The sequence below is a fragment of the Paenibacillus plantarum genome, assembly GCF_013141695.1.
In the GTDB taxonomy this organism is placed as follows: Bacteria; Bacillota; Bacilli; order Paenibacillales; family NBRC-103111; genus Paenibacillus_E; species Paenibacillus_E plantarum.
On sequence record NZ_WHNY01000064.1, the window covers coordinates 138,496 to 145,198 of the forward strand.

General features: G+C 46.4%; 6 protein-coding genes. 3 read left to right on the forward strand and 3 right to left on the reverse strand.

Annotated elements, in window-relative coordinates; genetic code table 11:
• Nucleotides 1-172: 172 nt before the first annotated feature.
• The 3 genes from GC096_RS21850 to GC096_RS21860 form a co-directional block, all read right to left on the reverse strand.
• Nucleotides 173-802, reverse strand: a complete 630-nt coding sequence (locus tag GC096_RS21850; RefSeq protein WP_171633157.1) for a YcnI family copper-binding membrane protein — start codon at nucleotides 800-802, stop codon at nucleotides 173-175.
• Between the two features lie 619 nt (nucleotides 803-1,421).
• Nucleotides 1,422-2,084 carry a response regulator gene (locus tag GC096_RS21855; RefSeq protein ID WP_246302881.1) on the reverse strand — a complete coding sequence of 221 codons (663 nt, stop codon included), beginning with the start codon at nucleotides 2,082-2,084 and terminating at the stop codon, nucleotides 1,422-1,424.
• Nucleotides 2,084-2,896 (reverse strand): sensor histidine kinase, encoded by an 813-nt coding sequence (locus GC096_RS21860; protein WP_171633159.1) that lies wholly within the window; start codon nucleotides 2,894-2,896, stop codon nucleotides 2,084-2,086. Before GC096_RS21860 ends, GC096_RS21855 begins: the two co-directional genes overlap by 1 nt.
• A gap of 204 nt (nucleotides 2,897-3,100) precedes the next feature.
• On the opposite strand from GC096_RS21860, the gene GC096_RS21865 reads away from it, so the two are divergent.
• The 3 genes from GC096_RS21865 to phnE all read left to right on the forward strand — a co-directional run bounded on the left by GC096_RS21865 (nucleotide 3,101) and on the right by phnE (nucleotide 6,645).
• Nucleotides 3,101-4,132, forward strand: a complete 1,032-nt coding sequence (locus GC096_RS21865; RefSeq protein ID WP_171633161.1) for a HoxN/HupN/NixA family nickel/cobalt transporter — start codon at nucleotides 3,101-3,103, stop codon at nucleotides 4,130-4,132.
• 168 nt (nucleotides 4,133-4,300) lie between these two features.
• Nucleotides 4,301-5,074, forward strand: a complete 774-nt coding sequence (gene phnC, locus GC096_RS21870; RefSeq protein ID WP_056609336.1) for a phosphonate ABC transporter ATP-binding protein — start codon at nucleotides 4,301-4,303, stop codon at nucleotides 5,072-5,074.
• Nucleotides 5,071-6,645 carry a phosphonate ABC transporter, permease protein PhnE gene (phnE, locus tag GC096_RS39585; RefSeq protein ID WP_376769515.1) on the forward strand — a complete coding sequence of 525 codons (1,575 nt, stop codon included), beginning with the start codon at nucleotides 5,071-5,073 and terminating at the stop codon, nucleotides 6,643-6,645. The genes phnC and phnE overlap by 4 nt, the downstream gene beginning before the upstream one ends.
• Nucleotides 6,646-6,703 lie beyond the last annotated feature (58 nt).

Below are 6,703 nucleotides of genomic sequence, written 5' to 3' on the forward strand. Positions count from 1 at the left end.
TACTTTTTACAGGCAATTTAGCTTATAAACTACATCACACATGCAGTTGCAAAGACGTCTATCGGATGTATCATCCGATGGACGTCTTTATCTGGTTGTATCACGGTGCAAAAAAAGGACTGCCCACAAGGAATACCTTGTGAACAGCCCTTTGAAACCAATGAAACCGTTACTACTTACGTTTTCTTACCAACGATACGATCAACGCTAACGCGCCAAGCACCACAGCAGCAATCGACAGGTACAGCGATGTGTTGGATTCCGAACTATCTCCAGCAGAAGCTGTGCCAGCCGTTACATTCCCGTGACTATCCGTTGTCGCACCAGCGGCAGCTTTCGCTTTAACGGTAGTGACAGATGCGGGTTTGTCGGAGCCATTCGCCCCAACCCATTCCACGACAGAGCCGTCTTTGTAAGTTTGGTAGGCTTTCCAGATGATTTGGGTAGCGTTATCGGCCACTTTACCTTGCATGCTGAAATCACCGAATTCAGTTGCTCCTAGACCATCACTCGTTGCAGTCCAAGTAACGCCAGTTATTTTGCCAGCAGCATCCTTGGCGATGTCGTACTTCCAACCTGCTTTAGGTTCAAAACGAGAAACAGCTACGGAATCAATTGGGAATTTGACCTCGACTTTCATTGTCGGACTGTCCTTCTCAGATGGTACACGTACGGTGAAAACTTCATAGCTGCCCTGCGTAGCTTCTTTCGGATATACAGTGACGTGAGCACTTGCGATCCCTACGAGAAGCATGGACGCGATCATCATCGAACTTACGGTTAACATGAACTTTTTAAACATGGTATTTATTTCCCCTTTCAATCTCAACTCTTATCATGTTGTCCATGTTACCTGATCGACAAGCATTAGAGTATGACTCGACTGGGCTATTTTTTCGACTAGTTTTGTCCAAATCGTAGCATTTATGTGTTTCACGTCACAAGTTGTCTCTATTTTTAGATAAGGGCGTGATGATGTGTGACATGCTGGTTGCGAGTAGTAGGAGTAGAAGTAGTGCGGCCAGTTGAGTAACAGGATTTTCAAATTAATGTAAAATATACAGTTAATTCCGCTGATTTTCGTGAGATTTAGTGAATAGATGGAAAAAGTCCATCTAATGTGAGTGGAATTAGTAGTTTGGTGGATTTTAAAAGAAATTAACTGTAGGAAATCCATCTATTGCTCGCAAATAGCGAGAATCAACAAAAATAACAACATAAAATCCATTTAATTTGTTTGTGACGGGTGGAGGAAGGTTTGGCGGCAGAAGTAGAAGTAGGAGTAGAAGTAGGAGTAGACGTAGAAGTAAAAGTAAAAGTAAAAGTAAAGTTATGTAGAGCGCTAGCCCTCACGCGTGACGATTGGATACAGCAGTAAAAACCAGTTAGCATCCGCAAAGTCGAATGTTAACTGGTTTATTTCATTTCCGCGTCAATCCATGCTTAATGGCAAACGCAGTAAGCTGCACACGATTCTCTAGGGATAGCTTCACGAGAATATTTTTCATGTGATTTTTCACCGTATGCTCGGAGATGAGCAGCTTCTCGGCAATGACCCGATTGTTATCCCCTTGTGCGACATAGGCGGTAATTTCTTGTTCACGCGATGTAAGCATGTGAGGGCTCGGGCCTTCCGTGTGTGCGCCGACCGGTGAACGGAAACGTCCGAATAGCTTGTCCGCCATCCCGCGCGCCACCTCTGAATTATCGTCGAGCAATGCGCGCAAATAGTTAAGCCATTCATCGGGATCCATGTTTTTGAGCAAATACCCTTGTGCGCCGAATTGCAAAGCCGTGAAGAGATCAGCAACATCATCAGACACGGTGAGCATAACGATGCGTATCCCGCCAAAGGCTTGTTTAATATGCCGTGTAGCCTGTAATCCGTCCATGGGTGACATGTGGATATCCATTAATACAACTTCAGGAGTTAACTCGCCACAAAGGCGAATCGCCTCTTCGCCGCTGCTAGCTTCGCCAACGATGAAGAAATCTGCACATGGTTCCAGCATGCTTCGTATCGCTTTGCGTGCTAAGGGATGATCATCAACAATAAGAACGCGAAAGGGCATTTGTTCCGTCATCAACTGTTCACCTTTCTTTCGGCTTGTACGATCAGTTCCGTGCCAGCGTCTTTCTCACTCCGAAGCTCAAGTGTAGCCCCGAGCTCGGAAGCCCGTTTTTGCATGAGATCGATGCCGTAAGTCGTGCTCTTAGCATTAGCTTTCGGATCGGGCTGTAGTCCGCACCCATTGTCCGTGATATGCATTCGCCAGTGATTGTTGTCATCTTCCAAATGGAAGGTAGCATCTGTGGCCATCGAATGCTTGCGGATGTTGGTGAAAGCTTCCTGCATAATGCCGAAAAGGAGGATTTCCTCATTAGGTGTGAAGCTGTTTTCGGTAATTTTCACGGTCTCATGAAGTTCAATACCTGTGACTAACCGCCAGTTGTCTAAGTAGGTATGAATGCGTTGCCCGAAGGAAGTACCTTCTTCCGGCGGCGTTCTCAGATTGAAAATAGCCTGACGAAGTGAATTGTCGATCTCGGAAACAGCAGCTTTCGCTTCTTCGATGTCGCCTTGACGCAGCTTCACGTTCAAGAAGAAGAGAGTTTGCGCCAAATCGTCATGCAGCTCTCGAGCCAGACGTTCTCGTTCCTCGAAGACCGCTCTGCGGGCTTCACTGGTCAGGATTTTCTCATTGCTGCGTTCCATGCTGGTAAACATCCAGGAAGCGAAGAGATACGAGAGGAGCAACGTAATGACTGTAATCGTGAAATTGCCGGCTTCCATCGTCAAATAGCGCAGTAAAAATTCATGACGAATATATTCAAAGCCTCCGATAATTAAGACGGGCACCAGCACTGTAAAAAGCTTGTATTTACGCATAGACATGCAGGGGATCAGCTCCTTTTTGAAATAAAAGCAGGGATATGTTTCCTAAGTAAGATGGCTGTAGAATTGGAACGGTTTCTATTATATCAGATCTCATTTAGAATTCTTCACAAAAAATAGATGCGGTACTTCTCAATTCCCGCACGCTTGTGCTACATTATTAGTAAATCGTAACACGGATGGGGAAGGTGGGGTTAATTTACCATGTGGAAATCTTTGCTGGTGGATAGGAAAAGCTGGGCCGGATACGTTGGCTTTATCATCCTCCTACACGTATTGGGGCTGATCGGTTTATATACCGTGGCCAAAACATCTCCCGCTTTCTGGGGGATCGGACTTCTTGCTTACACGTTAGGGATGCGTCATGCGTTCGATGTTGATCATATTGCAGCCATCGACAATACGGTACGGAAGCTAGTGCAACAGAAGAAAAACCCACTAGGCGTCGGTTTTTACTTTTCTTTAGGGCATTCGTCCGTCGTGTTCGTTATGGCGATTGTAACGGCGTTTTCTGTGCAATGGGCAGCTCGTGAACTTCCATGGATGCAGCGTTTTGGCGGCGTGATCGGCGCTTCCGTGTCGGGGCTATTCCTTGTCATCATCGGTATCATCAACCTGTTAATCCTTATTAGTCTCTATAAAATGTTTCTGAAGTTTCGCGGCGGCAATCACGATAACGACGAGTTTGAAGAGCTGTTAGAATCGCGTGGGTTCATTACACGTCTCATTAAACCGCTATTCTCGTTTATCACCAAGAGCTGGCATGTGTATCCGTTAGGCTTCCTTTTCGGTTTAGGCTTTGATACGGCAAGTGAAATCGCCTTACTGGCCATATCCGCACACGCGGCGAAGGATGCAATCCCGTTCATTGGTGTCATATCGCTGCCGCTCTTGTTCGCAGCTGGGATGAGCCTATTCGATACAGCAGACGGTATGTTTATGACGAAAGCGTACAAATGGGCTTTTCATACGCCGGTGCGCAAGTTATATTACAATTTAACCGTTACCGCACTTGCGGTTGTAGCCGCATTAATTATTGGTGTGATCGAGCTCGGACAGGTACTTTCTGAGGAATTCAGTATGGAAGGTACATTCTGGACGTGGCTGCAAGAGATTGATTTCGGTACGTTAGGCTTTATTCTGGTTGGGATGTTCGTCATCGCGTGGATCGTTTCGATTGCCGTCTGGAGAGGCATGAAGATTGAGGAGCGCTGGGGCGCAAAGTACAATCCATAAAAGGCATGGGGCCTCTACGTAGACGCGTGGGGCTCATTTTTTGTGCATGGTGAACAATGGAATATGAATTTTTTCTAAAGGTAATGATAGAAAAAAGGATTTTTCAATTATTCGTTGAAAGTAGTCTGTCTAGCACTCGAAATTGTGTAAAAGAAAGTAGGACGAATCATGATTGAGTTTAAACATCTTTCAAAAGTATATCCAAATGGTACTGTTGGCCTAAATGACATTAACCTTACCATACACCCAGGGGAGTTCGTTGTAATCGTAGGTTTATCAGGCGCTGGTAAATCCACACTGCTACGTTCAATTAATCGTCTCCATGAGACGACTAGCGGTGAGATTCTAATCGATGGGAAATCCATTACCAAAGCGAATGGCGCACAGTTGCGTCGGATGCGTAGAGACATCGGGATGATTTTCCAAACCTTTAATTTAGTCAAAAGATCCACGGTTATCCGTAACGTCCTTTCCGGCCGCGTTGGCTATCATTCCACACTTCGCACGATGTTTGGATTGTTCCCTAAAGCAGACCTTGAGCTTTCGCTCAAAGCACTGGAGCGGGTTAACATCCGTGAAAAAGCGTATTCGCGCGCCGATGAATTGTCCGGTGGTCAACAGCAGCGTGTTTCGATTGCTAGAGCGCTAGCACAGGAAGCGAAGATCATCTTGGCGGACGAGCCTGTTGCGTCATTGGATCCGCTCACGACCCGTCAAGTTATGGATGACCTGAAACGGATTAACAAAGACCTAGGCATTACAACCGTCGTCAACCTTCACTTTATCGATTTGGCTCGCGAGTACGCGACACGCATTATCGGACTTCGTGCAGGGAAGGTCGTGTACGATGGACCTGTGGCTGATGCGACGGATGATGTGTTCTCCGAGATCTACGGCCGCGCCATCAAGAAAGATGAGCTGCTGGGGGTGCAGGAGGGATGAGTGTAGCAACCGTCAAAAAGCCTCCGCGCACTAAGTTTTATATGATCATCGCGATCATGGTGCTGTTCTTGATCGGCAGCATCTATCAGACAGATGCGACGCTGACAAGATTAGCTACAGGTACGCCGGAGATCATGAAATTCATCGCAGAAATGTTTCCGCCGGATTGGCTATTCTTCACTGATATTTGGAAGCCGATGGCTCAAACCATCCAAATGTCCATCCTGGGCACGATTGTCGGAGCACTATTTGCATTCCCAATGGCGTTATTGGCTGCTCGTAACGTAACATCGTCGCCATGGTTGTCCTATCCTGCTCGATTTATTATGAATTTTGTTCGTACCATTCCTGATTTGCTCTATGCAGCCTTATTTGCCGTATTAGTAGGCTTCGGGCCAACAGCAGGTACGTTAGCTCTAATTTTCTTTACCTTTGGTATTATTTCAAAGCTTTCTTATGAATCAACGGAAGCCATCGACCCGGGTCCGCTTGAAGCGATGACGGCAGTCGGAGCTAATAAGTTGAAACTGATCCGTTTCGGGGTTCTGCCACAAGTTGCTCCTACGTATCTGGCGCATTTCCTGTACACATTTGAAGTGAGTATCCGTGCTTCCGCAATCCTCGGTTTGGTTGGCGCGGGCGGTATCGGTTTATTGCTCAAAAACACACTTGATCTGTTCCGTTATGATCAGTCTTGTGCCATTGTTATTTATACGTTGCTGATCGTCGTCATCATTGATTTGGTGAGCACACGATTCCGCACGTATCTGTTAAAAGGCAGTGCTAAGCCGTTATCGGAGACAAAAGCTAACACGTATAAAATTATTGGCGTCGTGGCTGTGATCGGCCTTCTTATTTGGGCGCTAACAGGCTTGGAGTTAACAGGCTTCCAACCAACGACTTGGATTCTTACTAAGGCGATGATCAGTGGATTATTCCATCCAGACTGGGCCTATGTCTATATCCCTGAAGGTGAAGATTTACTTCGTTCCTTGCTTGAAACCTTATCAATTTCCTATTTAGGAAACTTCGTATCTGCGATCGTTTGTCTTCCTTTTGCTTTCTGGGCAGCGGCGAATATGAGCAAGTACCGTGCTGTTTCTGGTACAGGAAAGCTATTCCTAAGCATCGTTCGGACGATTCCAGAAATCATTATGGCTTTGATCTTTATCAAAGCAGTTGGACCGAATGCCTACGCGGGCGTAATGGCCCTTGGCTTGCATTCTGTCGGGATGTTGGGCAAATTGTATGCGGAGGCCATTGAGAACATGGATATGGGGCCTACAGAGGCCATGACGGCCGTTGGAGCGAATTTCTGGCAGCGGATGTCTTTCGCCGTCATTCCACAGGTCATACCGGATTTCATTTCGTATACGTTGTACCGTTTTGAAATTAATGTTCGTTCCGCGACCTTACTTGGCGTCATTGGTGCTGGAGGGATCGGAACACCGCTGATCTTCGCATTGAATGCAAGGCAGTGGCCGCGTGTAGGTATTATCTTGATTGGGATTATTGTCACTGTCTCGATCATTGACTATATCTCGGGAACACTGCGGAAACGAATCGTATAACAGATGAGCTAGACAAACAAAGAAGGCAGTTCCTGAAGGGTGTAACCTTCAAGAACTG

Coding starts and splice junctions, on each gene's coding strand:
- GC096_RS21850 (WP_171633157.1), bottom strand. CDS start 802: ATGTTTAAAAAGTTCATGTTAACCGTAAGTTCGATGATGATCGCGTCC.
- GC096_RS21855 (WP_246302881.1), bottom strand. CDS start 2,084: ATGACGGAACAAATGCCCTTTCGCGTTCTTATTGTTGATGATCATCCC.
- GC096_RS21860 (WP_171633159.1), bottom strand. CDS start 2,896: ATGTCTATGCGTAAATACAAGCTTTTTACAGTGCTGGTGCCCGTCTTA.
- GC096_RS21865 (WP_171633161.1), top strand. CDS start 3,101: ATGTGGAAATCTTTGCTGGTGGATAGGAAAAGCTGGGCCGGATACGTT.
- phnC (WP_056609336.1), top strand. CDS start 4,301: ATGATTGAGTTTAAACATCTTTCAAAAGTATATCCAAATGGTACTGTT.
- phnE (WP_376769515.1), top strand. CDS start 5,071: ATGAGTGTAGCAACCGTCAAAAAGCCTCCGCGCACTAAGTTTTATATG.